This window comes from Mizugakiibacter sp. (assembly GCF_039680435.1).
Classification (GTDB): Bacteria; Pseudomonadota; Gammaproteobacteria; order Xanthomonadales; family Rhodanobacteraceae; genus Mizugakiibacter.
In genome coordinates this window covers 1-23,295 of sequence record NZ_JBDKSX010000025.1, presented here as the reverse complement: position 1 = coordinate 23,295, position 23,295 = coordinate 1, and the positions used below count along the sequence as shown (strand labels likewise).

Here is a 23,295-nt window from a genome sequence, read left to right as displayed (position 1 = left end):
CCGGGGCATCCGCCCGCTCACTGGCCAACGATGCGGTACGCGGCGAGATGGCCGTTCACGTCCTCGACGTAGACGGTGTCGCCCACCACCAGCGGACGCGCGCGGATGGCGTCGCGCGACAGCCGTTCGCGCGCGGCGATCTTGCCGTCGGCGAGATCGAGCCAGTGCACGTAACCCTGCAGGTCGCCGACGACCACGTGCGCCTGCTGCACCGCGGGCCCGGTCAGCCAGCGGTGCAGCAGCGCGTCCTGCTTCCACAGGTCGCTGCCGGTGTTGCGGTCGAACGCCCACACGTTGCTCTGGTCGTCCACCGCCACCACCGAGGTGCCGGCGACGTCCGGGCCGGTGTAGCTGGAGAACGCGCGGTTCCACAGCGGGCGGCCGGTCGGCGCCTGCAGGTCGACCAGCTGGCCGTGGTAGGCGGCGGCGAACAGCTCGGAGCCGTCCAGCGCGAGCATGCCGTCGGCATCGTTGAGGCGCTCGATCTCGGTGCGGCCCTCGCTGCCGGCCACGGGCTGCTGCCACTGCGGGACGCCGGTCTCGACGCTGAGGCCGACCACCTTGCCGTCGTCGGAGCCGAAGAACACGCCGCCGCCGGCCACGATCAGGTCGCCGTTGCCGCGCAGGCTGAGCGGCGGCACCTGGCCGCGGTCGTAGACCCACTTGCGTTCGCCGCTGGCGGCGTCCAGCGCGGTCACCTGGCCGTCGTTGGTGCGCACGACCACCAGGCCGCCGGCGATCGCCGGCGCGGCGATCACTTCGGAAGTCAGTTGAGCGTCCCAGCGCGGCTTGCCGTCGCTGGCGCCGAACGCGTAGACGTGGCCGTCCAGGGTACCGATCGCCAGCAGGTCGCCGGACACCGCCGGGCCGCCGGAATAGCTCGTGTCCGGCCTACCCTTGCGCCCGAACAGGTGCCAGCCGGCGCGGTGCTTCCACAGCGTCTTGCCCGACTTCGCGTCGAGCGCGACCAGCACGCCGTCGACGCTGGCGGCGTAGATCGTGCCGCCGGTATAGGCCGGGCGCATGCGCACGCCGGACTTGGCGGCGCCATCGCCGACGCTGGCCTTCCACAGCCGATCGATCTTGATCGTCGGCGTGATGTCGGTGAGCTCGCGCGGCGGCTGGATATTTTCGCGCTTGGCCCGCTTGATCGTGCTGCAACCGCCGCCGGCGACCAGGGCGGCCAGTGCGAGAATCAGGATGCCACGCTTCATCACTTGCTGCCTCCGGCGGGCGTCGTATCGTCGAGTTTGACCTGCAGCAGGCCGCGCTGCGGCGCCTCCGCCGGCAGCGCCGCGAGCGCGGCCGCAAAGGCGGCATGTGCATCGGCGCCGCGTCCAAGCTTGACCAGCGCATCGCCGCGCAGTTCCTGCGCCAGTGCGAGGTAGCCGCCGGGCGGCAGCTTGTCCAGCCGCGCCAGCGCGGCATCGGCCTTGTCCTGGGCCAGGTCCAGCTTGGCCAGGCGCAGCGTGAACAGCGACTTCAGCGCGGCGTTGCCGGCATGCGCCTCGGCCCAGTCCAGCGCCGTGCGCGCCTGGTCGAGCTGGCCCTTGTCGACCAGGCGCAGCGCGCGCTCGCCGGCGGCGAACGCGGCATAGGGCGTGTTGGCGTAGTCCTTCATCAGCTGGTCGGTGAGTGCATCGGCCTGTTCGGCCTGCTGGGCGTCGGCCGCCTTCTGCAGCGCGTCGTAGCGGGCCGCCGCTTCCGCGCGATGCTGGGCGCGATGCGAGCGCCACTGCTGCCAGCCGAAGATCAGCAGCAACCCCAGGACGATGCCGACCACGATGGACAGCCCGTTCTCGCGCAGCCACTTGCGCAGCTGTTCGCTCTGTTCGTAATCGTCGTAAGCCTCGAATGCCATGTCTCACCTGTGGGACCGAGCGTGATCCGCGCCGGGCGGCGCGTCGTCGGTCGGAATGCGTGTGGTCGCGCGAAGAGCGACGGCCCGGCAGGGACTGCCGGGCCGCCGCCAAGGATAACCCAAGGAAGCTCCGAACAAACACCGGACGCGCACCGCAGCAGGCGCGGCGCGCGAGTGGCGCGGGGAAGCGCGGGCTCAGGCGTCCGCGGGCGTCGTCGTGCCGTCGGCCTTGAACAGGTGGAAATGCGCGACGTTGGCGCGCTGGAACGGCGCCAGGTCGAGCGGCCTGCCGTCGGCCTCGATGTGCGCCGCGCCGGCGTTGCCGATACGCACTTCCAGCGACGCATCGCTGTGGTACTCGCGGTCGCTGCCGGCGGGAAGCAGGTCGTATTCGAGGCGATTGCCGCCGGCGTCGGTCACCTCGACCCAGCTCGCGGCATCCAGGCGGATACGCAGCGAATGCGCCGCTGCGACCGGCACCGGGGCGGCGGACGGCGGCGTCTCCATCGCGGAGAAAGGCGCCATCGAGGCCATCAGCGGCTTGTTGTCCGCGCCGGCCGACGCCGCCGCGGGCGCGGCTGGCTTCACGCTGGCGACGCTGCGCTGCGCGGCCGCGGTACGGGAACCGGCGACGTTCCGCGTGGGCGTGCTGGTCGTCGGCACGTCGAGCGGCGCGAACTGGGTGAGCCTGGTGTCCAGCCCACCGCGCAGCCCCAGCCAGACCAGCGGCACGGCGATCATCGCGGTCAGCACCGCATAGGTAGCGCCGACCGCGTAGCGCTCGACCAGGTAGCGGCCGCGCGGCAGGGTGCCGGTCGCGATCAGCGCCGGCGCCTCGGGCGCGATCTGCGCCAGCGCCTCATCGACGACGGCCTGCGGAACCTCCAGCAGGCGCGCGTAGCTGCCGAGATAGCTGGCCAGATAGATCTTGGAATCGATGCCCGAGTAGTCCTCGGCCTCGATCTTGCGCAGCACGCGCAGCGGCAGTTTCAGCGAACTTGCGCAGGATTCCAGGCTCAGCCCGCGCGCCGCACGCGCGGCCGCCAGGCGCGCGCCGATGCCCTCGCGGCCGCCGGTTTCTTCGTACTCTGGCAAACGCATACCGTCACCCTCTCCCCCGAGAGATTGCAGATTCTGCGACGACGCCACGTCATCGCCGCCGGCTGTCGCCACGGCGAGTCGGTGCGCCGAGTCTTCGGAATCTAGTTCCACCGATTGTTTCTTATTGTGACTCATCTCATGTTGGCGTGATCGAGGCTGCGCGCCTGTTCCGAGTCCGGGAACTGGCCGCGCAAGCGCTTCGCATAATCCTGGGCCCCCGCCGCGTTGCCCAGCCCGGCTTCGATGTCGTGCCCCAGCAGCAGACCGTCCGGCGTCGGCTGGCCCAAGCCGTCGAAGCGCTGGATGAAGGCGCGCGCGTGGAAAAAGTCCTGCTTGCCGTAGAGCACGCGGGCAAGCTGGTAGAGCGCCTCGCGGTTCTGGGGATTGAGCTCGACCGCGCGGCGGAAATCCGCCTCGGCGGCATCGGCGCGACTCAGTTTGAGCTGGCAGGTGCCGGCGTTGGCGTAGGCGGTGTCCGGCGAGGCGTAGAACGGATCGGCGATCGCCCGCTCGAAGTACTTGATCGACTCCTCGGCCTTGCCCTCGCGGCACAGGAAGGCGCCAAGGTTGTTGTTGGGGATGCCCTTCTTGGGCTCCAGGTCGACCGCCTTGCGGTAGTGCTCCTCGGCCTGGCCGTTCTGGCCGATGCGCTCGTAGACCACCGCGATCACCGTATGTGCCGGAGCGTAGTTCGGGTCGAACTGCAGCGCCTTGGTCAGCTTGTCCAACGCGGTCTTGAGATCGCCCTGTTCGAGGTACGACTGGCCCAGTTGGGTGTGGATCTGCGCGGCGTTCTGGCGGTTGTCGGCCGCCTTGGATCCGGACGGGCCGCCGCCCATGCTCGAGCAGGCGGCCAGCAGCGCCGCCAGCAGCGCGGCGGCGAGGCACTTCTCAAGCCGCATGGACTGCGCCCTCCTCGATGCGTTTGCGGAACTCGGCCTGGCGGCGGGTGCGGTCCAGCACCTGCCCCTTGAGCTGGCCGCAGGCGGCGTCGATGTCGTCGCCGCGGGTGCGACGCACGGTCGCCAGCACGCCGCTGTCGAGCAGGATCTTCTGGAACGCCGCGATCGCCTCCGGCGGCGAGCGCTCGAAGCGGGTGCCGGTGAACGGGTTGAACGGGATCAGGTTGACCTTGCTGGGCAGGCGCCGCATCAGCTTGACCAGTTGGCGCGCGTGCTCGGGCTGGTCGTTGACGCCCTTCATCAGCGTGTACTCGAAGGTGATCGAGGCACGCGGACGCTTGGCCACGTAGCGCATGCAGGCGGCCAGCAGCTCGTCGATCGGATAGCGCTTGTTGAGCGGCACCAGTTGCGTGCGCAGCTCGTCGTTGGGCGCGTGCAGCGACACCGCCAGCGAGACGTCGGCCGCTTCCGACAGCTTGTCGATCATCGGCGCCAGCCCGGCGGTGGACAGCGTCACGCGCTTGTTGGCGAGGCCGAAGCCGAGGTCGTCGCGCATCACGCTCATTGCGGTGATGACGTTGTCGAAGTTCAGCAGCGGCTCGCCCATGCCCATCATCACCACGTTGGTGATGCGGCGCTGCTGGTGCGGCACGTTGCCGAGGTGCTTCGCCGCCACCCACACCTGGCCGATGATCTCGGCGGCGGAGAGGTTGCGGTTGAAGCCCTGCGCGCCGGTCGAGCAGAACGTGCAGTTCAGCCCGCAGCCGACCTGCGAGGACACGCACAGCGTGCCGCGGGTCGGCTCGGGGATGTAGACGGTCTCGATGGCGTTGCCGCCGTCCATGCCGAGCAGCCACTTGTGCGTGCCGTCGGTGGAAGCCTTCTCGAACAGGGTCCGCGGCGGGCCGATGCGGCAGGCCTCGGCGAGCTTGCCGCGCAGGGGCTTGCCGAGGTCGGTCATCTGCTCGAAGTCGTCGACCCGGCGGTGATAGATCCACTTCATCACCTGGTCGGCGCGATACGGCTTCTCGCCGAGCTGCGCGAAGAACTCGCGCAGCCCGCGGCGATCGAAATCGAGCAGATTGGTCTGGCCCGCCGTGCTCACGTCATTCCCCTCAGCCGCGCGGGCAGAGCTCCGTGGTCGCGAAGAAGTACGCGATCTCGGCGCTGGCCGTGTCCGCGCCGTCGGAACCGTGCACCGCGTTGGCGTCGATACTCTGAGCGAAATCGGCGCGGATGGTTCCCGGCGCGGCCTTCTTCGGATCGGTCGCGCCCATCAGGTCGCGGTTCTTGAGGATCGCGCCCTCGCCTTCCAGCACCTGGATCATCACCGGGCCGGAGATCATGAACTCGACGAGCGGCTTGAAGAACGGGCGTTCGCGGTGCACCGCGTAGAAGCCTTCGGCCTCGCGGCGCGACAGGTGTTTCATCTTCGCAGCGACGACTTTCAGGCCGGCCTTCTCGAAGCGCGCGTAGATCTCGCCGATCACGTTCTTGGCGACGGCGTCGGGTTTGATGATGGAAAGCGTGCGCTCCAGCGCCATGCGTTCTGCTCCGGATGATGGTGTGGGATTTGCGCCGGCGTACCGGCAAGGGTAGAAGCAAAATCTCGCAGGGATGCGGATTTAGCTCACATTATCTTGACAAATTCTAGCTCAGGCGCAAGGCCGGGGGCCAGCCCCCGCGGCGCCGGCTGCGGGTTTGACCGGGCCGGTGCCCGTTCGTATGATTCAAACGAACGTTTGATATCGGTGCCCGACCGCATGCTCGCCCCGCATTTTTCCACCAAGGAACGCATCCTCGGCGCCGCCGAGGACCTGTTCGCCCGCCACGGCTTCGCCGGCGCCTCGCTGCGCCAGGTCACCGCCGCCGCCAACGTCAACCTGGCGGCGGTCAACTACCACTTCGGCTCCAAGGAGAACCTGATCGAGGAGGTGTTCCGGCGCCGCCTCGACGAGCTGAATGCGCGGCGCCTCGCCGCGCTGGCCGAGGTCAATGCCGGCGGCGACGCCGACCTCGAGCAGGTGCTGGCCGCCTTCATCCGCCCGGCGCTGGAGCTGTCGCTGGACAAGACCGGCGGCTCGGCCTTCGTGCGCGTGCTGGCGCGCGCCTACGCCGAGCACAACGAGCGCCTGCGGCGGTTCCTGTCGGACAACTACGGCCACGTGCTCAAGGAGTTCGCCGGCGCGTTCGCGCGCCTGCTGCCGCACCTCGGCAAGGAAGAGCTGTACTGGCGCCTCGACATCGTCTCCGGCGCGCTGACCTACGCGATGGCCGACTTCGGCGTGATCAAGCGCAAGAGCGGCGTGTCCGAGCAGACCCACCGCGAGCGCGCCGCCGAGCACCTGATCCGCTTCGCTGCCGCAGGCCTGCGCGCGGCCTGATCCCCGGCCCGCCGCACGCCGCGGCGGGCCGCCCATGTTCCCTCCGTTCCACGGGAGTACCGATGGACCTCCAACCTCTCCGCATCCGCAAGGCCGCCGTGCTCGGCGCGGGCGTGATGGGGGCGCAGATCGCCGCGCACCTCGTCAACGCCGACGTCGACACCGTGCTGTTCGATCTCGCCGCCAAGGACGGGCCGAAGAACGGCATCGCGCTGAAGGCGATCGCCAACCTCGCCAAGCTCTCGCCGGCGCCGCTGGCCGAGAAGTCGCGCGGCGGCGCGATCGTGCCGGCCAACTACGACGAGCATCTCGACCTGCTGAAGGACTGCGACCTGGTGATCGAGGCGATCGCCGAGCGCATGGACTGGAAGCTCGACCTCTACCGCAAGGTCGCGCCGCACCTGCTGGCGCACGCGGTGGTTGCCAGCAACACCTCCGGCCTGTCGATCAACAAGCTGGCCGAAGTGGTGCCGGAGTCGATCCGCCACCGCTTCTGCGGGGTGCACTTCTTCAATCCGCCGCGCTACATGCACCTGGTCGAGCTGATCCCCAACAAGCTCACCGACCGTGCGGTGCTGGACGGCCTGGAAGCCTTCCTCACCACCGCGCTGGGCAAGGGCGTGGTCTACGCCAAGGACACGCCGAACTTCATCGGCAACCGCATCGGCGTGTTCTCGATCCTGGCGACGATGCACCACACCGGGCAGTTCGGACTGGGCTTCGACGCGGTGGACGCACTGACCGGCCCGGCGATCGGCCGCCCGAAGAGCGCGACCTACCGCACCGCGGACGTGGTCGGCCTCGACACCATGGCGCACGTCATCAAGACCATGGCCGACACGCTGCCGGACGACCCGTGGCACGCCTACTTCAAGTCGCCCGCGTGGCTGCAGGCGCTGATCGACCAGGGCGCGCTCGGCCAGAAGAGCGGCGCCGGCTTCTACCGCAAGGCCGGCAAGGACATCGTCGTGCTGGACCTCGCCAAGCGCGACTACCGGCCGTCCGAGCAGAAACCATCCGACGAGGTCGCCGCGATCCTGGCGATCAAGGATCCCGCCGAGAAGTTCGCCAAACTGCGCGCGTCGAACGACAAGCAGGCGCAGTTCCTGTGGGCGATGTTCCGCGACCTGTTCCACTACACCGCCTACCACCTCGCCGACATCGCCGACACCGCGCGCGACGTCGATTTCGCGATCCGCTGGGGCTACGGCTGGAAGCTCGGCCCGTTCGAGACCTGGCAGGCCGCCGGCTGGCAGCAGGTGGCGAAGTGGATTGCCGAAGACATCGTCGCCGGCAAGGCGATGAGCGCGGCGCCCCTGCCCGCCTGGGTCACCGACGGCCGCCAGGGCGTGCACGGCAAGGATGGCTCGTATGCGCCGCGCAGCGGCAAGAACGAGGCGCGCTCGCAGCATCCGGTGTACCGGCGCCAACTGTTCCCCGATCCGTTGCTGGGCGAGAAGTTCGATACCGGCGCGACGATCTGGGAAAACGCCGGCATCCGTCTGTGGCATCTCGGCGACGACGTCGCCATCGCCTCGTTCAAGACCAAGATGAACACGGTCAACGACGCGGTGCTCGACGGCCTGCAGCGTGCGGTCGAGGAAACCGAGCGCGGCTTCAAGGCGATGGTGCTGTGGCAGACCGGCGAACCGTTCTCCGCCGGCGCGGACCTCAAGGGCGCGATGGGCCTGCTGCAGGCCGGCAAGCTGTCCGAGTTCGAGGCGATGATCGCCAATTTCCAAACCACCAGCATGAAGCTGAAGTACGCGCTGGTGCCGGTGGTGGCCGCGATCCGCGGCATGGCGTTGGGCGGCGGCTGCGAGTTCCAGATGCACAGCGCGCGCACGGTCGCCGCGCTGGAGAGCTACATCGGCCTGGTCGAGGCCGGCGTCGGCCTGCTGCCCGCGGGCGGCGGTCTGAAGGAGATCGCGCTGCGCTGCTCGCGGGCGGCGCTGGACAACGATCCGTTCCCGCAGATCAAGCGCTGGTTCGAGACGGTGGCAATGGCCAAGGTCTCCGGCTCGGCGCTGGAGGCCAAGCAGATGGGCCTGCTGCGCGACAGCGACGTGGTCGTCTTCAACAGCCACGAACTGCTGTACGTGGCGAAGCAGGTCGCCGCGGCGATGGCGGAATCAGGTTATCGCCCGCCCCTGCCTGCGCGCGACATCGTCGTCGCCGGCGACGTCGGCACCGCCAGCCTGAAGATGATGCTGGTCAACATGCTGGAAGGCCGCTTCATCTCGCCGCACGACTACGAGGTCGCTTCGCGCATCGCCGACACGCTGTGCGGCGGCCAGATCGAGCGCGGCTCGCAGGTCGACGAGGCCTGGCTGCTCGATCTCGAGCGCAAGCATTTCGTGCAGCTGGCGCAGATGCCGAAGACGCAGGAGCGCATCGTGCACACCCTGACCACCGGCAAGCCGCTGCGCAACTGAGCGCCGACGGAGAGCGAATCATGAGCAAGCAGATCCAGGACGCCTACATCATCTCCGCCGTGCGCACGCCGGTCGGCAAGGCCCCGCGCGGCGTGTTCCGCAACACCCGCCCCGACGACATGCTGGCGCACGTGCTGCGCGCCGCGCTGGAGCAAGCGCCGGGCATCGACCCGCAGCGCATCGGCGACGTCATTATCGGCTGCGCCATGCCGGAGGCCGAGCAAGGCATGAACGTGGCGCGCATCGGCGCGCTGCTGGCGGGCCTGCCCGACAGCGTGCCGGGCATGACCGTCAACCGCTTCTGCTCGTCCGGCGTGCAGGCGGTGGCGCTGGCCGCCGACCGCATCCGCCTGGGCGAAGCCGACCTGGTGCTGGCCGGCGGCACCGAGTCGATGAGCATGGTGCCGATGATGGGCCACAAGGTGGCGATGAACCCCGCCGTGTTCCGGGACGAGAACATCGGCATTGCCTACGGCATGGGCATCACCGCGGAGAAGGTCGCTGAGCACTGGAAGGTCACGCGCGAGGAGCAGGACGCGTTCGCCCTGCAGAGCCACCAGCGCGCGATCGCGGCGATCGAGCGCGGCGACTTCCGCGACGAGATCGCGCCGTTCAAGCTGGACGACCGCTATCCCGACCTCGCCAACCGCAGCGCGCGCGAGGACCAGCGCCTGATCGACACCGACGAAGGCCCGCGCAAGGACACCAGCGCCGAAGTGCTGGCCAGGCTGAAACCGGTGTTCCGCATGGGCGGCAGCGTCACCGCCGGCAACTCCTCGCAGATGTCCGACGGCGCCGGCGCCGTGCTGCTGGCCAGCGAGGCCGCGATCAAGGAATACGGCCTCACCCCGCTGGCGCGCTTCGTCGGCTTCGCCGTCGCCGGCGTGCCGCCGGAGATCATGGGCATCGGCCCGAAGGAAGCGATTCCGCGCGCGCTCAAGGTCACCGGCATCCGCCAGCAGGATCTCGACTGGATCGAGCTGAACGAGGCGTTCGCCGCGCAGTCGCTGGCGGTGATCAGGGACCTCGGCCTCGACCCCGCCAAGGTCAACCCGCTGGGCGGCGCGATTGCCCTCGGTCACCCGCTCGGCGCCACCGGCGCGATCCGCACCGCCACCCTCGTGCACGGCCTGCGCCGCCGCAAGCAGAAGTACGGCATGGTGACCATGTGCATCGGCACCGGCATGGGCGCGGCGGGGATCTTCGAAGCGCTGTAACCGTATGCGGCCGCAGGTCAGGTCTGGGTCTGCGGCCGCGGGCCGGATGCGCGCGCCGCCTGCCGGGGTCGCGGCCACGGGCACAGCATCGGCACCTCGCGCTGGTAGCGGCGGTAGTCCTCGCCGTGCATCGCGACGAGGTCGCGTTCCTCGAGGAACTTCACTGCGACCAGGATGTAGCCGGTGGCCGCCGCCGCGAACAGCAGGTGGCCCGCGGTCATGCGCGGCGTCGCCCAGAACGCGACGACGAAGCCGAGCATCAGCGGGTGGCGGACCAGCCGGTAGTAGAGATGCCGCTTGAACGCGAGCGGCGTGTAGGCCCGCCCGCGTGCGCGCAGCCATACCTGGCGCAGCCCGAACAGGTCGAAGTGGTCGATCAGGAAGGTGCCGGTCAGCACCAGCAGCCAGCCGGCCGCGGACAGCGCGTACAGCAGGTCGACGCTCCAGGGCACCTGCACCTCCCAGACCAGGGCTGGCAGCGGCCGCCACTGCCAGTACAGCAGGATCAGCGCCGCGCTGGATACCAGCACGTAGGTGCTGCGCTCCATCGGCTCGGGCAGCCACCCGGTCAGCCAGCGCTTGAAGCCGCGCCGCGCCATCCCGCTGTGCTGCACCGCAAACACGCCGAGCAGGATGAGGTCGATCGCCAGCGCCGCCGCGGTCGGCGCCGCGCGCCCGCGATCCACGGTGTACGGCGCGAGGAAATCGCCGACGAACGCGATCGCGTACAGAAAGGTCAGGAAGAACACGATGTAGCAAACCGTGCCGTATAGCAGATACAGGACGCCTCGCATGGTCGCCTCCTTTCCCGTCGGCTTGCCCGGGTCCGAGGGCAGCTTCGGCGCTGTGCCGGCACCCGGCAATGACTGCTACGCTACGGTTTATGCCCGTTCGTCCAAAGGAGAGCGGCATGCCTTTCGACCTGCTTTCCGCCGCGCTCGAGCTGGTCCGCCTGACCGGAGCGCTGATGTTCCGGGTGGACTTGCGCGAACCTTTCGGGATCGCCTCCGATCCGGCGCAGGACCGCTTCGCCGCGCTGCTGCCGACCGGAACCAGCCAGGTCGTCGCCTTCCACATCGTGCTGGACGGCGCATGCTGGATGCGCCATGCGCCGACGGAGTGGTTCCGCGCGGCCGCCGGCGACGCGGTGGTGATGCCGCTCGGTGGGGCGCACGATGTCGCCGATCGACCGCAGCGCCCACGGGCGTCGCTGGCCGCCGCGCTGCAGGGCAGGTCCGTGCCGGACCTGCGCAGGGTCGTTTTCGGCGACGGGCCAAACGTCAGCGCCAGCCTGCTGTGCGGCTTCCTCGGCTGCGACCGCCGCGCCTTCGAGCCGCTGTTCAACGCCCTGCCCGCATGCTTCCGGGTACGGCTGGACGATTGCTTCGATACGCTGGTGCGCTTCGCGGTCGGCGAGACGCAGGACGACGGCCCCGGCACGGCAAGCCTGCGGTTGCGCCTGGCCGAGCTGCTGTTCATGCAGGCGCTGCGGCGATGGATGCAGGAACTTCCCGGCGACGCGACCGGCTGGCTTGCCGGCCTGCGCGATCCGCAGGTGGGGCGCGCGCTGCGCGCGCTGCACGAGGCCCCGTGCAAGCGCTGGACGGTGGAGGAACTCGCCGACGCGGCGGCCAGTTCGCGTTCCAGCCTCGCCGTGCGCTTCCGCGAGTTGATCGGCGAGCCGCCGATGCACTACCTGACGCACCTGCGCATGCAGCTTGCCGCGCGCCAGCTCTGCCAGCGTGCGTGCAGCGTGGCCAGCCTCGCGGACGAGGTCGGCTACGATTCCGCCGCCGCCTTCCAGCGCGCTTTCAAGCGCTGCTTCGGCGTACCGCCGGCGGCCTGGCGCAGGAGTGCAGTCGCGCGCGCGGCGGCCATCGATCCGCGGGTATCTTCCTGAACCGGGGACGGATGGAAGGTTTCAAGAGGCTGCCGCGGCCGCGCATTACCGTTGCGCGCCTGCGCTGACCGCCCTTCCCTGCCGCAGGGACCGCGATTCCCCGCTTCGGAACAAGGCGCCCTAGGCCAACCGCGTCCCGTTCGGCACCGCGCGTTCGGGCGTGGCGATCACCACGCCCTGTCCGGTCGGGAAACCGGTGAGCAGGAATTCGGAGCGGAACGGGCCGACTTGCTTGGGCGGGAAGTTGATCACGCCGACGACCTGGCGGCCGAGCAGTTCGTCGGGGCGGTATAGCGTCGTGACCTGCGCGCTGGTCTTCTTCTCGCCGTGGGGGCCGAAGTCGGCCCAGATCCTGTAGGCGGGCTTGCGCGCTTCGGGGAAGGGTTCGACGCGGGTGATGGTGCCGACCGCGATCAGCACCTTCTCGAAATCGGCCCAGGCGATGGTGTCCATGCGCTCTCCGTCGATGTGGCGAACCGGCACCCTGCCGCCGGCGGCTTGCGTGCGCCCTAGCCGGCCGTCCCGCTGCGTCAGCCTTCGAGGACTTCGTGCATCACGTCGCGGAATTCGGCCCACCAGTAGCTGGCCTGCGCGGCGAGGAAGCCGGCGGGCCGGAAGCTTTCGGTCAGTCCGAAGGCGCTGAACGCGCGCCATGCCGGATCGTCCTCGGCGATGGCCGCGGCCAGCAGCTCGCCGGCGGCGGCGGTCGGCGCGACGCCGTGCCCGCCGAACGCCTGCGCCCACCACAGGCCGTCGCCGGCGCTGCCGAGCTGCGGCATCTTGTGGCGCGCATAGCTCATCAGGCCCGACCACGCGTAGTCGATCTTCACGCCTTCGAGCTGTGGGAACACCTTCAGCAGGTCGCGCGTCAGCAGCCGGCGCACCTTGTCCGGCGAGCGGTCGAGGATGGAGATGCGTCCGCCCCACAGCAGGCGCGTGTCCTTGAGCGGGCGGTAGTAGTCGAAGGCGAAGCGCGTGTCGTAGACCGCGGCCGGCGTGGTCAGGCATTCGCGCAGGCGCTCGCCAAGCGGCTCGGTGGCCATCACGTAGGTGGCGATCGGCAGCACGGCGCGGTCGACCTTGCGCCGCAGGCCGGCCAGGTAGCCGCCGCAGGCGAGCACCACCTGCTCGGCCCGCACTTCGCCTTCGGCGGTGGCGACGCGCCAGCCGGCGCCGTCGCGGGTCAGCGCGCGCGCGCCGCTGCTCTCGTGGATGCGCACGCCCTGCCCCGCGGCCGCCTGCGCCAGGCCGATCGCGTAGTTCAGCGGGTGCATGTGCAGCGCATTGCGCTCCAGCAGGCCGTCGCCGTAGCGCTGGCTGCGCACCAGTTCGCGCAGGTAGTTCTTCGGCAGCCACTCCCATTCGACGCCGAACTCTTCGGCGAGGAAGCGGCGACGCGCGCTCAGCACCTCGGGATCGCGGAACCAGTTGGCCCAGATCACGCCGTGGTCGACGACGTCGCAGGCGATCGCGTATCTGGCGATGCGCTGGCGGATCAGCTCGACGGCGCGCACGCTGCGTGCGAACAGGTCGCGCGCGGCGATGCGCCCGAGTTTCGCCAGCAGCGCCTCCTCGCCCAGCGAGTAGCCGGCGAAGGCGAAGCCGCCGTTGCGCCCGGAGGCGCCGTGGCCGATGCGTTCGCGTTCCAGCAGCACCACGTCGCGCACGCCGCGCTCGGCGAGTCCAAGTGCGGTGTTCAGCCCGGCGTAACCGCCGCCGACGATGACGATGCGCGCGTCGTGCCGCCCCTGCAGCGGCGCGAACGGTGCGTATGGCGTGGCCGTCGCGCGGTAGTAGCTCGCGGTTGCTTCCGACATGCTCGTGGCCTGCTCCCGGAATCCCCAAGCCGCACAGCATACCGCGCGCGGCGGGCGCGCACCCGGGTTGGAAGTCAGACCTTGTCCAGCGCCTGCGCGAGATCGGCGATCAGCACGTCGGCTTCCTCGAGACCGATCGACAGGCGCACCAGGTTGGCCGGCACGTGGCCCGGCTTCGGCGTCGTCCGCGTCGCTGCGGGCAGGAACGCCGCGGTCGGACACGCCAGCGATTCGTAGCCGCCCCAGGACACGCTCAGCAGGAAGCGCCGCAGCGCATCGCAGAAGCGCTCGACACCGCAGACGTCGTCGCAGCGGATCGCGACCGACAGCAGCCCGCTGGCGCCGCGCATCTGCCGCAGCGCCAGCGCGTGCTGCGGATGCGAAGGCGAATGCGGATACCAGACGCGCTCGATCTTCGGATGGGCTTCGAGGAACGCGACCACCCGCGCCGCCGTCGCCGCGCAGCGCTGCATGCGCAGCGGCAGCGTGCGCAGGCCGCGCAGCAGCAGCCAGGCGTCGTGCGGCGACGGGATCGCGCCCAGCGTCATGAACGGGCCGCGGAACGCTTCGCGCAGCAGCGCCTGCGGGCCGCACAGCGCGCCGGCCATCACGTCGCCGTGGCCATTGAGGTACTTGGTCGCCGAATGCGCCACCAGGTCGATGCCGAACGCCAGCGGCGACTGGTTCAGCGGGCTGGCGTAGCTGTTGTCGCACAGTGTGCGCACGCCGCGCGCGCGGGCCAGCGCGGCGACCGCGGCCAGGTCCTGCAGCTCGTAGGTCAGCGAGTTCGGGCTTTCCAGCACGATCAGGCGCGTGCGCGGCGTCAGCGCCGCCTCGATGTGCGCCGGTTCGGTGGCGTCGACGAAACTGGCGGTCACGCCGAAGCGCGGCAGCAGCTCGGCGAGCAGGTGGCGGGTCCAGCTGTAAGGCTTCTGCACGCAGGCGACGTGGTCGCCCGCGGACACGGCGGCGATCACGCCGGCGGCGATCGCCGCGGCGCCGGAGGCGAACACCAGGCAGTCCTCGGCGCCTTCCAGCGCGGCCAGCTTGCGGCGCAGGATCTCGACGGTCGGGTTGTTGCCGCGCGTGTAGAAGTGATGGCCGAATTCGTCGCGCGCCTGCTCGCGCATCGCCGCGACGGTCGGGAAGCTGAAGATCGCCGACTGCATCAGCGGCGGCGCGACCGCACCGAAGTAACGGTCGCGCTCTTCGCCGAGGTGGTTGAGGATCCAGTCCAGGTCCATGACGGCGACCGCGCGATGCGGGACGTGCGCGCTCAGTGCGCGGCGACGTACTCGCGCGCCGCCGCGGCCAACTGCGGATCCTGCAGCGCGAAATGCAGGGTCGCGCGCACCAGGCCGAGCTTGTTGCCGCAGTCGAAGCGCTCGCCCTCGAAGCGGTAGGCCAGCACGTCCTGCTGGGTCAGCAGGCCCTCGATGGCGTCGGTCAACTGGATCTCGCCACCGGCGCCGGCGCGGGTCTGCTCGAGCAGTTCGAAGATGCGCCCCGGCAGCACGTAGCGGCCGACCACGGCGAGATTGGACGGCGCCTCCGCGGGCTTCGGTTTCTCGACCATGTGGGTGATGCGCGCGGCGCGTCCGCCCTCGGCCTCGGTCGCGACGATGCCGTACTTGTGGGTGTCCTCGCGCGGCACTTCCTCGACCGCGATCACCGCGGCGTCCCTGCCGGCGGCGAGATCGGCCATCTGCTTCAGCGCGCCCGGGCCGCGGTTCCAGATCAGGTCGTCGGGCAGGATCACGCCGAACGGCTCGTCGCCGACCACCGCCTTCGCGCACAGCACGGCATGGCCGAGGCCGAGCGCTTCCGGCTGGGTCACGAACACCGCGCGCACGTGTCGCGGCAGGGTGCCCTGCACCAGCGCCAGCAGTTCGTCCTTGCCCTTCTCGGCCAGCTTGGCCTCGAGCTCGTAGGCCTTGTCGAAATAGTCCGCGATGGCGTGCTTGTAGCGGTTGGTGACGAACACCAGGGTGTCCGCGCCCGCCTCCACCGCCTCGTCCACCGCATACTGGATCAGCGGCCGGTCCAGCACCGGCAGCATTTCCTTCGCCACCACCTTGGTGGCCGGCAGGAACCGCGTGCCGAGTCCGGCAACCGGGAACACCACCTTGCGCAAACGCTTGCTCATCCTGCTTCCTCTGCGTCGTGGCGCCGGAACGGCACCACGTTGTCGCCGTCGTGGGTTTCGCGCCAGCTATAGGCCGGCAACAGGCTGGTGACGCACTGCTTGAGCGCGTCCTCGTCGAACGCCGCCACCGCCTGCGTCGCGCGCGCGAGCTGGGCCTCGAGCAGTTCCCAGGCCATCGTGCGCGGCTGCGCCAGGAAGATCTTGGCGTGGGTGGTGGCGCTGTAGTTTTCGAGCGGGTGGAACAGTTCCTCGAACAGCTTCTCGCCGGGACGCAGTCCGGTGAACACGATGGACACGTCGCGTCCGGGCACCTTGCCGGCGAGGCGGATCATCTGCTCGGCGAGATCGTGGATCTTCACCGGTTCGCCCATGTCCAGCGCGAAGATCTCGCCGCCCTTGCCCAGCGTCGCGGCCTGCAGGATCAACTGGCAGGCCTCGGGGATGGTCATGAAGTAGCGCGAGATCTCGGGATGGGTGACGGTCACCGGCCCGCCGCGGCGGATCTGCTCGCGGAACAGCGGCACCACCGAGCCGGCCGAATCGAGTACGTTGCCGAAACGCACGGTGATGAAGCGCGTGCGCGAGCGCGCCGCCAGGTTCTGGCACCAGATCTCGGCGATGCGCTTGCAGGCTCCCATCACGCTGGTCGGGTTGACCGCCTTGTCGGTGGAGATCAGCACGAAGCTCTCGGCGCCGTGGCGGTCGGCGGCGTCGGCCACGCAGCGCGTACCGAGCACGTTGTTGCGGAACGCCTCGCGCAACTGCGCCTGCAGTAGCGGCACGTGCTTGTAGGCGGCGGCGTGGAACACCGCCTGCGGCCGCGCGGCGGCGAACGCGCGCTCCACCGCGGCGGTGTCGCCGGCATCGGCCAGGATCGGATGGAGCACCAGCTCCGGATACGCCGTGCGCAGCTCCAGTTCGATGCGATAGAGGTTGTACTCGGAGACGTCGAGCACGGTCAGCGACGCGGCGCCGAGGCGCGCCACCTGCCGGCACAGCTCGGAACCGATCGAGCCGCCGCCGCCGGTGACCATCACCCGGCGCCCGCCGACCTGCCGGCGGATCGCGGTCCAGTCGAGGGTGACGGCTTCGCGGCCGAGCAGATCCTCGATCGCGACTTCCTTCAGCTCGTTGAACTGGGCGCGCCCGGCAATCACGTCGTCGAGGCGCGGCACGGTGCGGAACGGCAGCCCGGTGGCTTCGCACTGCCGCACGATGCGCCGCATTTGCACGGTGCTGGCCGACGGCATCGCGATCAGCAGCATCTCCGCCGCGACCTCGCGCGCCAGTTTGGCGAGGTTCCTCATTTCTCCCAGCACCGGAATGCCGTGCACCTTCGCGCCGCTCAACTGCGCGCTGTCGTCGACGAAGCCGACCGGCTCGTAGCGGGTGTCGCGACGCAGGTCGCGCGCCAGCGTTTCGCCCGCCCGGCCCGCGCCGAGGATCAGCACACGCTTGGCCGGCGTCGCCTGGAACAGGTCGACCCGGCTGTCCTTCCAGTAGCGGTAGGCCAGCCGCGGTGCGCCCAGCAGCACGCACAGCGCGACCGGGTAGATCAGCAGCACCGAACGCGGCACGCCGGCGAGGCGGCTGTACAGGAACAGCGCCAGCCCGATGCCGAGCGCGCCCGCCACGCTGGCGCGCACGATGTTCCAGAGGTCCGGCAGGCTGGCGAACCGCCACAGGCCCTTGTACAGGCCGGTCCACGTGAAGATGCTGCCCTGCACCACCAGCACGATCGCCAGCTCCGGCGACACCCACCTCATCGGCAACGGATTGGGCAACAGCGCATAGCGCGCCGCGTTGGCGAGCGTCCACGCCAACGCCACCATCAGCAGGTCGTGCAACACGACGGCGCTGCGCGGATGGATCGCGCGAATCAGTTTACGCAAGGCCATGCTGCTCCCTCCGCCGCACGCGACCGATGCACGCGCGCTTGCCGATCATCCATGCCAGACCGCTGAGGCCATAGAAACCGATGCAGACCGCCGCCGCGCCGCGCGGAAAGGCCGCGGCGGCGGCGGCGGCCGGCGCGACCGCCAGCAGGTTCCACGCCGCGTAGCGCCGGTCCGCCTGCGCGTGCGTGCGGCCGCTGCGCACCAGCCACTGGTACAGGTGCTCGCGGTGCGCAGTGTACCAAGCCCGTCCGCGCGCGATGCGGTCGAGCAGGGTCAGCGTCGCATCCACGGCGAACGCCGAGACCAGGATCAGTCCCGCCCACAGCAGGTCCGGGTAACGCGCCGCCGTCATGCCGATCAGCGCCGCCAGCCACAGGCCCAGCGCGCCGCTGCCGACGTCGCCCATGAAGATGCGCGCCGGCGGGCGGTTGAACAGCAGGAAGCCGAGGCTGGCGGCGGTCGTGACCAGGCCCGCGCCGGTCAAGGCGGGGTCGGCACGGCAGTAGGCCAACACCGCGACGCCGGCGCCGACGAACGCGGCCTGCAGGCCCAGCAGGCCGTCGATGCCGTCCATGAAATTGTGCAGGTTGATCGACCAGGCCGCGAACGGCAGCGCCGCCAGCAGCCACAGCCAGCGCGCGCCTGGCGCGGCGTCCGGCGCCTGCGGCACGTTCCACAGCACGGCCGCGGCCGCCATCAGCGCGGCGAAAGCGTGCACGGCCAAGCGCGGCAGTACGGCCAGCGGACGATGGTCGTCCCGCCAACCGATCGCGGCGACCATCAGCACGGCGGCGGCCAGCGCGGCCACGCTCGCGGGCGGCACGCTGCCCGGCAGGCACCGCAACGCGGGCAGCGCGCCCAGCAGCAGGCCGACGACCAGGCCGAGCCCGCCGCCGCGCGGCGTCGGCTGCGCGTGCGAACGGCGCCGCCCCGGATGGTCGAGCATGCCGCGCCGGTGCGCATAGGCGATCGAAGCCCGCACCAGCAGCGCGGACACGCCGAAGGCGGCGGTGCACGCCAGCAGGATCGCCGCGGCTTGCTGCACGGGCGCCACCGCGCTACTCGTTGGCGACGCCATGGATCGGCCGCACCGTGCCCCAGCTCTTGCAGCTCGGACATTGCCAGTGGTGCGCCTTGGCGCCGAAACCGCACTTGCTGCAGCGGTACATCGCCTGCCCTTCCAGCAGCTTGCGGGTCAGGTCGCGCAGGATCAGGAAATTTTCGCGCGCCTCGCCGGTGGCCTTGTCGAGGGTGGCGTCGATCAGCGCCATCAGGCCGCGCACCGACGGACGCTGGCGCAACTGGTGGGTCAGGAAGTCGACCGCCACGCGCTCGCCTTCGCGGCCGGCGTACAGGCGGGCCAGCGCCAGCACCGGCGAGATGCCCTGGTAGTGTTCGAGGATTTCGGTGAGGAAATTCTCGGCGCGCGCCATGTGCTGCGCGCGCGCATAGCAGTCCAGCAGCGGCGGCAGGATCTCGGGCACGAATTCCACGTCGCAGCGCGCGGCGCGCTCGAACGCTTCGATCGCGCCGTCGTGGTCGCCCTCGCCGGCGAGCAGTTGGCCGTTGATCATGTGCGCGCGCACGCAGTCGGCCTGGCTGGCAAACGCCTGGTCGAGATAGGCGTGCGCCTCCGCGCGCGCGCCGTGCGTGCGCGACTGCTCGGCCAGCTCGCAATAGAACTGCGCGATCACGGCGGCCTGCGATTCGCCGGACATCTGCTCGAGGCGACGCGCGTGGTCGATCGCCTTGTGCCAGTCGCGCTCGTGCTGGTAGATGCCGATCAGGTGCTTCAGCGCCGATGGCGCGTGCGCGTTCATCGCGACCAGGTCCGAGAACAGCGTCTCGGCGCGGTCGAGCAGGCCGGCACGCATGTAGTCCTCGCCCAGTTCCAACAGTGCGACGGTCTTCTCGCGGTCACTGAGGTTGGGGCGCGCGATCAGGTGCTGGTGGACGCGGATCGCGCGCTCGACCTCGCCGCGGCGGCGGAACAGGTTGCCCAGCGCGAGGTGCGTCTCGACGGTATCGCGGTTGAATTCGGCCAGTTGCAGGAATACTTCGATGGCCTTGTCCTGCTGCTCGTTGAGCAGGTAGTTGAGGCCGCGGAAGTAGCTGGACGAGAGCTCGCTGGCGCGCGCGCCGGAGCTGCGCGCCAGGCTGCGCCGCCCGATCAGCCAGCCCGACCACGCCGCCACCGGCAGCAGCAGGCACAGCAGCACATAGGCGAGCGTCATGCGCGAGCGTCGGGCGCGCCGGCGGCCTCGGCCGGCGTGCGCGCGAGATCGCGCACCCGGCGCCGATGCCGCACGGTCAGCCCCGCCCAGGCCAGCACGCCGCCGAGCAGCCAGCCGAGCAGCAGCGCGGCCAGCAGCGCGGCGCCCTTCGGCAGGTCGGCGCGGCCGATCAGGAAGTCATAGCCGACGCTGTCCGCGTTGACGGCACCGAACGCTGCGCCGAGCACGGCGAACAGCAGGAATACGAGGACGATGGCGAGGCGCATTGATGATCCCTCAATGCCTCGACTTTACCCGATCGTGCGCGGCACGCACAGGCGCGCGGCGCGCGGCGTCGGGGAGAATTCAGGCAACCGGTTCGGCCGCCAGATGGTTGACCCGTTCGCGCATTTCCTTGCCCGGCTTGAAGTGCGGCACGTACTTGCCGGGGAGCGCGACGGTGGCGCCGGTTTTCGGGTTGCGGCCCATGCGCGGCGGCCGGAAATGCAGCGAAAAGCTGCCGAAGCCACGCACCTCGATGCGCTCGCCGGACGACAGTGCGTGGCTCATCTGCTCGAGCAGGCTCTTCACCGCCAGCTCGACGTCGCCGAACGCAAGGTGGGTCTGGCGCTTGGCCAGCGCCTCGATCAGCTCGGACTTGGTCATGGCTCCCGTGATCCCGTCGGGGTCTGCAAGCTCAAACGGCGCGGGCGGCGAAGACCGCCGCCCCGCCTTTCACGCTCAGTCCGTCTTGTTCATCTGTTCCTTCAGCAGGGCACCGAGCTTGGTGGTGCCGCCCGAAGCGCTCTGGTATTCCTCGAGCACCTGCTGCAGTTCTTCCTCGTCCTTGGCGCGGATCGACAGCTGGAGCATGCGGCCCTTGCGGTCCATGCCCACGAACTTGGCCTCGACGGTGTCGCCGACCTTGAGGTGCTGGGTGGCGTCCTCGATGCGCTGCTTGGCGATGTCGTTGGCGCGCAGGTAGCCCTCGATGCCCTCGCCGAGGTCGATCACCGCACCGCGCGGATCGACTTCCTTGACGGTGCCGGTGAGCACGGTGCCGCGCGGATGGCCGGCCATGAACTGGCCGAACGGATCCTGCTCGAGCTGCTTGATGCCGAGGCTGATGCGCTCGCGCTCGGGATCGACCGCCAGCACTACGGCCTCGACCTCGTCGCCCTTCTTGAAGTTGCGGACCAGGTCCTCGCCGGTGGTCTGCCAGGAGATGTCGCTGAGGTGCACCAGGCCGTCGATGCCGCCGTCCAGGCCGACGAAGATGCCGAAGTCGGTGATCGACTTGATGCTGCCGGAGACGCGGTCGCCCTTCTTGTGCATGGCGGCGAACGCTTCCCACGGGTTGGAGCGGGTCTGCTTGATGCCGAGCGAGATGCGGCGGCGCTCCTCGTCGACGTCGAGCACCATCACCTCGACCTCGTCGCCGACCTGCACGACCTTGGCCGGGTTGACGTTCTTGTTGGTCCAGTCCATCTCGGAGACGTGCACCAGGCCTTCCACGCCCGGCTCGATCTCGACGAAGCAGCCGTAGTCGGTGACGTTGCTGACCTTGCCGAACATGCGGGTATTGACCGGGTAGCGGCGGGCGATGTTGACCCACGGGTCGTCGCCGAGCTGCTTCAGGCCCAGCGAGACGCGATTGCGCTCGCGGTCGAACTTCAGCACGCGCACGTCCAGCTCGTCGCCGACGTTGACGACTTCGGACGGATGGCGCACGCGCTTCCACGCCATGTCGGTGATGTGCAGCAGGCCGTCGATGCCGCCGAGGTCCACGAACGCGCCGTAATCGGTGAGGTTCTTGACCACGCCCTTGATGACCGCGCCTTCCTTGAGGCGCTCGAGCAGCTTCTCGCGCTCCTCGGAGAACTCGCTCTCGACCACCGCGCGGCGGCTGACCACCACGTTGTTGCGCTTGCGGTCGAGCTTGATGATCTTGAACTCGAGGTCCTTGCCCTCGAGGTAAACCGGATCGCGCACCGGGCGCACGTCGACCAGCGAACCGGGCAGGAAGGCGCGCACGTCCTTGATGTCGACGGTGAAGCCGCCCTTGACCTTGCCGGAGATCTTGCCGCTGACGGTCTCGCTCTTCTCGAACGCTTCCTCGAGCACGTCCCACACCATCGCGCGCTTGGCCTTCTCGCGCGACAGCTTGGTTTCGCCGAAACCGTCCTCGAGCGCGTCGAGGGCGACCTTGACCTCGTCGCCGACCTGCACCTCGAGCTCGCCGCCTTCGTCGCGGAACTGCTCGATCGGAACGATGCCTTCGCTCTTCAGGCCGGCGTTGATGACGACGACGTCGGAGCGGATCTCGACGACGATGCCGGAGACGATGGAGCCGGGCCTGAGCTTGGCGATCGACTGGCTCTGTTCAAACAGTTCAGCGAAACTTTCGGTCATGTGAGTTCCAGAATGAGAAAAGGCCGTGTCCGCGCGCGCGCATGCCGCGTCGACGCCCGAACCAGCCGGCCCACCGGTTGTGGGTGCGAGATCCGCACCGGTTGCCACGTCACCCGCGCCCTTCGGCACGGGACCCAGGCGCCCGCTCCCTACGCGGGAACGACCAGCGCCAGAACCTTTGCGACGACCGCCTCGATCGGCATGCCGGTGGTATCCACCCGCACGGCGTCCGCGGCCGGCTTCAGCGGGGCCACCGGACGCGACGCGTCGCGCGCGTCCCGGGCCTCGATCTCTCGTAAAAGGGTGCCAAGTGTAACGTCGAGACCCTTTTCCTTCAACTGCTTATAGCGCCTTTTCGCCCGTTCCTCGGCGCTGGCGGTCAAAAACACCTTGTGGGCCGCGTCCGGGAAGATCACCGTGCCCATGTCACGGCCGTCGGCGACCAGCCCGGGCGCCTTGCGGAAGGCGCGCTGCTTGTCCAGCAGGGCCTGGCGCACGCTGGGAATGGCGGCGATAGCCGAAGCCGCCGCGCCACAGGTTTCGGTGCGCAGTTCGTCGGTGGCGTCCAGCCCGTTGACGATCACCCGGGTCTCGCCGCCGTCCGGCGCGGTGCGGAAGCCGATCCGGGTGGTCTCCGCGCAGCGGGTCACCGCCTCGGCATCCGAAAGGTCCAGCCCTTCCATGCCCGCCGCATAGCCGACCGCCCGATACAGCGCCCCCGAATCCAGCATGTGCCAGCCAAGATGCTCGGCCACCCGCCGGCTGATCGTGCCCTTGCCGGAGCCGGAGGGGCCGTCGATGGTCAGTACGGGAACGGGGACGGAGGGCTTGGGCATGGGGGTGTCGGGCGCAGGGATCGCGGGATTCTAACGGGTCGCGGCGGCGGGGATTCGCAATCCCCGACCCAAAGGCTGCGCGGCATGTTGTCTGCGCGGCCGGGCGACACGTGCGCAATTGCTCCGGACTGGCCCACCACGCCCGAGCCTCGGGGGCCGCCAGGAGGGCGGCC

General features: G+C 69.8%; 22 protein-coding genes. 4 read left to right on the top strand and 18 right to left on the bottom strand.

Annotated elements, in window-relative coordinates; translation table 11 throughout:
- Window positions 1-17 precede the first annotated feature (17 nt).
- The 6 genes from bamB to ndk form a co-directional block, all read right to left on the bottom strand.
- Complete coding sequence (gene bamB, locus ABFC67_RS02445; protein WP_346736448.1) at window positions 18-1,214, bottom strand: outer membrane protein assembly factor BamB; 1,197 nt, start codon at window positions 1,212-1,214, stop codon at window positions 18-20.
- Window positions 1,214-1,861 (bottom strand): tetratricopeptide repeat protein, encoded by a 648-nt coding sequence (locus ABFC67_RS02440; RefSeq protein WP_346736447.1) that lies wholly within the window; start codon window positions 1,859-1,861, stop codon window positions 1,214-1,216. The genes bamB and ABFC67_RS02440 overlap by 1 nt, the downstream gene beginning before the upstream one ends.
- Window positions 1,862-2,056: 195 nt before the next feature.
- Window positions 2,057-2,962: a RodZ domain-containing protein gene (locus ABFC67_RS02435; RefSeq protein ID WP_346736446.1), complete on the bottom strand. Its 906-nt coding sequence runs from the start codon at window positions 2,960-2,962 to the stop codon at window positions 2,057-2,059.
- Between the two features lie 131 nt (window positions 2,963-3,093).
- A complete protein-coding gene (pilW, locus tag ABFC67_RS02430) occupies window positions 3,094-3,864 on the bottom strand; it encodes a type IV pilus biogenesis/stability protein PilW (RefSeq protein WP_346736445.1) in 771 nt (256 codons plus the stop codon).
- Window positions 3,854-4,969 carry a 23S rRNA (adenine(2503)-C(2))-methyltransferase RlmN gene (rlmN, locus tag ABFC67_RS02425; RefSeq protein ID WP_346736444.1) on the bottom strand — a complete coding sequence of 372 codons (1,116 nt, stop codon included), beginning with the start codon at window positions 4,967-4,969 and terminating at the stop codon, window positions 3,854-3,856. Before rlmN ends, pilW begins: the two co-directional genes overlap by 11 nt.
- Window positions 4,970-4,979: 10 nt before the next feature.
- Window positions 4,980-5,408, bottom strand: coding sequence for a nucleoside-diphosphate kinase (gene ndk / locus ABFC67_RS02420; RefSeq protein WP_346736443.1), 429 nt, complete (start codon window positions 5,406-5,408; stop codon window positions 4,980-4,982).
- A 219-nt stretch (window positions 5,409-5,627) separates the two neighbouring features.
- Here ndk and ABFC67_RS02415 point away from each other — a divergent pair, with 219 nt between their 5' ends.
- The 3 genes from ABFC67_RS02415 to ABFC67_RS02405 all read left to right on the top strand — a co-directional run bounded on the left by ABFC67_RS02415 (window position 5,628) and on the right by ABFC67_RS02405 (window position 9,900).
- Entirely contained in the window at window positions 5,628-6,248 is a 621-nt protein-coding gene (locus ABFC67_RS02415) for a TetR family transcriptional regulator (protein WP_346736491.1), read from the top strand.
- Between the two features lie 62 nt (window positions 6,249-6,310).
- The gene (locus ABFC67_RS02410) at window positions 6,311-8,683 is read left to right on the top strand and encodes a 3-hydroxyacyl-CoA dehydrogenase/enoyl-CoA hydratase family protein (RefSeq protein ID WP_346736442.1); all 2,373 of its coding nucleotides are present in this window, start codon (window positions 6,311-6,313) and stop codon (window positions 8,681-8,683) included.
- 20 nt (window positions 8,684-8,703) lie between these two features.
- The gene (locus tag ABFC67_RS02405) at window positions 8,704-9,900 is read left to right on the top strand and encodes an acetyl-CoA C-acyltransferase (RefSeq protein WP_346736441.1); all 1,197 of its coding nucleotides are present in this window, start codon (window positions 8,704-8,706) and stop codon (window positions 9,898-9,900) included.
- 17 nt (window positions 9,901-9,917) lie between these two features.
- Here ABFC67_RS02405 and mddA read toward each other — a convergent pair whose 3' ends face one another.
- A complete protein-coding gene (mddA, locus tag ABFC67_RS02400; protein WP_346736440.1) occupies window positions 9,918-10,694 on the bottom strand; it encodes a methanethiol S-methyltransferase in 777 nt (258 codons plus the stop codon).
- A 116-nt stretch (window positions 10,695-10,810) separates the two neighbouring features.
- Here mddA and ABFC67_RS02395 point away from each other — a divergent pair, with 116 nt between their 5' ends.
- A complete protein-coding gene (locus ABFC67_RS02395) occupies window positions 10,811-11,800 on the top strand; it encodes an AraC family transcriptional regulator (protein ID WP_346736439.1) in 990 nt (329 codons plus the stop codon).
- A 120-nt stretch (window positions 11,801-11,920) separates the two neighbouring features.
- Here ABFC67_RS02395 and ABFC67_RS02390 read toward each other — a convergent pair whose 3' ends face one another.
- From ABFC67_RS02390 to cmk, 11 genes are all read right to left on the bottom strand, one after another.
- Window positions 11,921-12,253 carry a tRNA-binding protein gene (locus tag ABFC67_RS02390; protein WP_346736438.1) on the bottom strand — a complete coding sequence of 111 codons (333 nt, stop codon included), beginning with the start codon at window positions 12,251-12,253 and terminating at the stop codon, window positions 11,921-11,923.
- A gap of 77 nt (window positions 12,254-12,330) precedes the next feature.
- The gene (locus tag ABFC67_RS02385; protein ID WP_346736437.1) at window positions 12,331-13,617 is read right to left on the bottom strand and encodes an FAD-binding oxidoreductase; all 1,287 of its coding nucleotides are present in this window, start codon (window positions 13,615-13,617) and stop codon (window positions 12,331-12,333) included.
- A 74-nt stretch (window positions 13,618-13,691) separates the two neighbouring features.
- The gene (locus tag ABFC67_RS02380) at window positions 13,692-14,861 is read right to left on the bottom strand and encodes an aminotransferase class I/II-fold pyridoxal phosphate-dependent enzyme (RefSeq protein ID WP_346736436.1); all 1,170 of its coding nucleotides are present in this window, start codon (window positions 14,859-14,861) and stop codon (window positions 13,692-13,694) included.
- 32 nt (window positions 14,862-14,893) lie between these two features.
- Window positions 14,894-15,763: a UTP--glucose-1-phosphate uridylyltransferase GalU gene (gene galU, locus ABFC67_RS02375; protein WP_346736435.1), complete on the bottom strand. Its 870-nt coding sequence runs from the start codon at window positions 15,761-15,763 to the stop codon at window positions 14,894-14,896.
- Entirely contained in the window at window positions 15,760-17,661 is a 1,902-nt protein-coding gene (locus tag ABFC67_RS02370) for a nucleoside-diphosphate sugar epimerase/dehydratase (protein ID WP_346736434.1), read from the bottom strand. The genes galU and ABFC67_RS02370 overlap by 4 nt, the downstream gene beginning before the upstream one ends.
- Window positions 17,648-18,706, bottom strand: a complete 1,059-nt coding sequence (locus ABFC67_RS02365) for a glycosyl transferase family 4 (protein ID WP_346736433.1) — start codon at window positions 18,704-18,706, stop codon at window positions 17,648-17,650. Before ABFC67_RS02365 ends, ABFC67_RS02370 begins: the two co-directional genes overlap by 14 nt.
- Before the next feature lie 13 nt (window positions 18,707-18,719).
- On the bottom strand, window positions 18,720-19,895 hold the full coding sequence (gene lapB / locus ABFC67_RS02360; RefSeq protein ID WP_346736432.1) for a lipopolysaccharide assembly protein LapB: 1,176 nt from the start codon (window positions 19,893-19,895) through the stop codon (window positions 18,720-18,722).
- Entirely contained in the window at window positions 19,892-20,161 is a 270-nt protein-coding gene (locus tag ABFC67_RS02355; RefSeq protein WP_346736431.1) for a DUF1049 domain-containing protein, read from the bottom strand. The genes lapB and ABFC67_RS02355 overlap by 4 nt, the downstream gene beginning before the upstream one ends.
- Before the next feature lie 79 nt (window positions 20,162-20,240).
- Window positions 20,241-20,540, bottom strand: coding sequence for an integration host factor subunit beta (locus ABFC67_RS02350; protein ID WP_346736430.1), 300 nt, complete (start codon window positions 20,538-20,540; stop codon window positions 20,241-20,243).
- Window positions 20,541-20,615: 75 nt separating this feature from the next.
- Entirely contained in the window at window positions 20,616-22,286 is a 1,671-nt protein-coding gene (rpsA, locus tag ABFC67_RS02345; RefSeq protein WP_346736429.1) for a 30S ribosomal protein S1, read from the bottom strand.
- 149 nt (window positions 22,287-22,435) lie between these two features.
- Window positions 22,436-23,122, bottom strand: a complete 687-nt coding sequence (gene cmk / locus ABFC67_RS02340; protein ID WP_346736428.1) for a (d)CMP kinase — start codon at window positions 23,120-23,122, stop codon at window positions 22,436-22,438.
- Between the last annotated feature and the right edge of the window lie 173 nt (window positions 23,123-23,295).

Coding starts and splice junctions, on each gene's coding strand:
- ABFC67_RS02405 (WP_346736441.1), top strand. CDS start 8,704: ATGAGCAAGCAGATCCAGGACGCCTACATCATCTCCGCCGTGCGCACG.
- ABFC67_RS02435 (WP_346736446.1), bottom strand. CDS start 2,962: ATGCGTTTGCCAGAGTACGAAGAAACCGGCGGCCGCGAGGGCATCGGC.
- ABFC67_RS02415 (WP_346736491.1), top strand. CDS start 5,628: ATGCTCGCCCCGCATTTTTCCACCAAGGAACGCATCCTCGGCGCCGCC.
- galU (WP_346736435.1), bottom strand. CDS start 15,763: ATGAGCAAGCGTTTGCGCAAGGTGGTGTTCCCGGTTGCCGGACTCGGC.
- mddA (WP_346736440.1), bottom strand. CDS start 10,694: ATGCGAGGCGTCCTGTATCTGCTATACGGCACGGTTTGCTACATCGTG.
- ABFC67_RS02370 (WP_346736434.1), bottom strand. CDS start 17,661: ATGGCCTTGCGTAAACTGATTCGCGCGATCCATCCGCGCAGCGCCGTC.
- ABFC67_RS02440 (WP_346736447.1), bottom strand. CDS start 1,861: ATGGCATTCGAGGCTTACGACGATTACGAACAGAGCGAACAGCTGCGC.
- rpsA (WP_346736429.1), bottom strand. CDS start 22,286: ATGACCGAAAGTTTCGCTGAACTGTTTGAACAGAGCCAGTCGATCGCC.
- bamB (WP_346736448.1), bottom strand. CDS start 1,214: ATGAAGCGTGGCATCCTGATTCTCGCACTGGCCGCCCTGGTCGCCGGC.
- pilW (WP_346736445.1), bottom strand. CDS start 3,864: ATGCGGCTTGAGAAGTGCCTCGCCGCCGCGCTGCTGGCGGCGCTGCTG.
- ABFC67_RS02390 (WP_346736438.1), bottom strand. CDS start 12,253: ATGGACACCATCGCCTGGGCCGATTTCGAGAAGGTGCTGATCGCGGTC.
- ABFC67_RS02350 (WP_346736430.1), bottom strand. CDS start 20,540: ATGACCAAGTCCGAGCTGATCGAGGCGCTGGCCAAGCGCCAGACCCAC.
- ABFC67_RS02385 (WP_346736437.1), bottom strand. CDS start 13,617: ATGTCGGAAGCAACCGCGAGCTACTACCGCGCGACGGCCACGCCATAC.
- ABFC67_RS02380 (WP_346736436.1), bottom strand. CDS start 14,861: ATGGACCTGGACTGGATCCTCAACCACCTCGGCGAAGAGCGCGACCGT.
- ABFC67_RS02355 (WP_346736431.1), bottom strand. CDS start 20,161: ATGCGCCTCGCCATCGTCCTCGTATTCCTGCTGTTCGCCGTGCTCGGC.
- ndk (WP_346736443.1), bottom strand. CDS start 5,408: ATGGCGCTGGAGCGCACGCTTTCCATCATCAAACCCGACGCCGTCGCC.
- cmk (WP_346736428.1), bottom strand. CDS start 23,122: ATGCCCAAGCCCTCCGTCCCCGTTCCCGTACTGACCATCGACGGCCCC.
- ABFC67_RS02410 (WP_346736442.1), top strand. CDS start 6,311: ATGGACCTCCAACCTCTCCGCATCCGCAAGGCCGCCGTGCTCGGCGCG.
- lapB (WP_346736432.1), bottom strand. CDS start 19,895: ATGACGCTCGCCTATGTGCTGCTGTGCCTGCTGCTGCCGGTGGCGGCG.
- ABFC67_RS02395 (WP_346736439.1), top strand. CDS start 10,811: ATGCCTTTCGACCTGCTTTCCGCCGCGCTCGAGCTGGTCCGCCTGACC.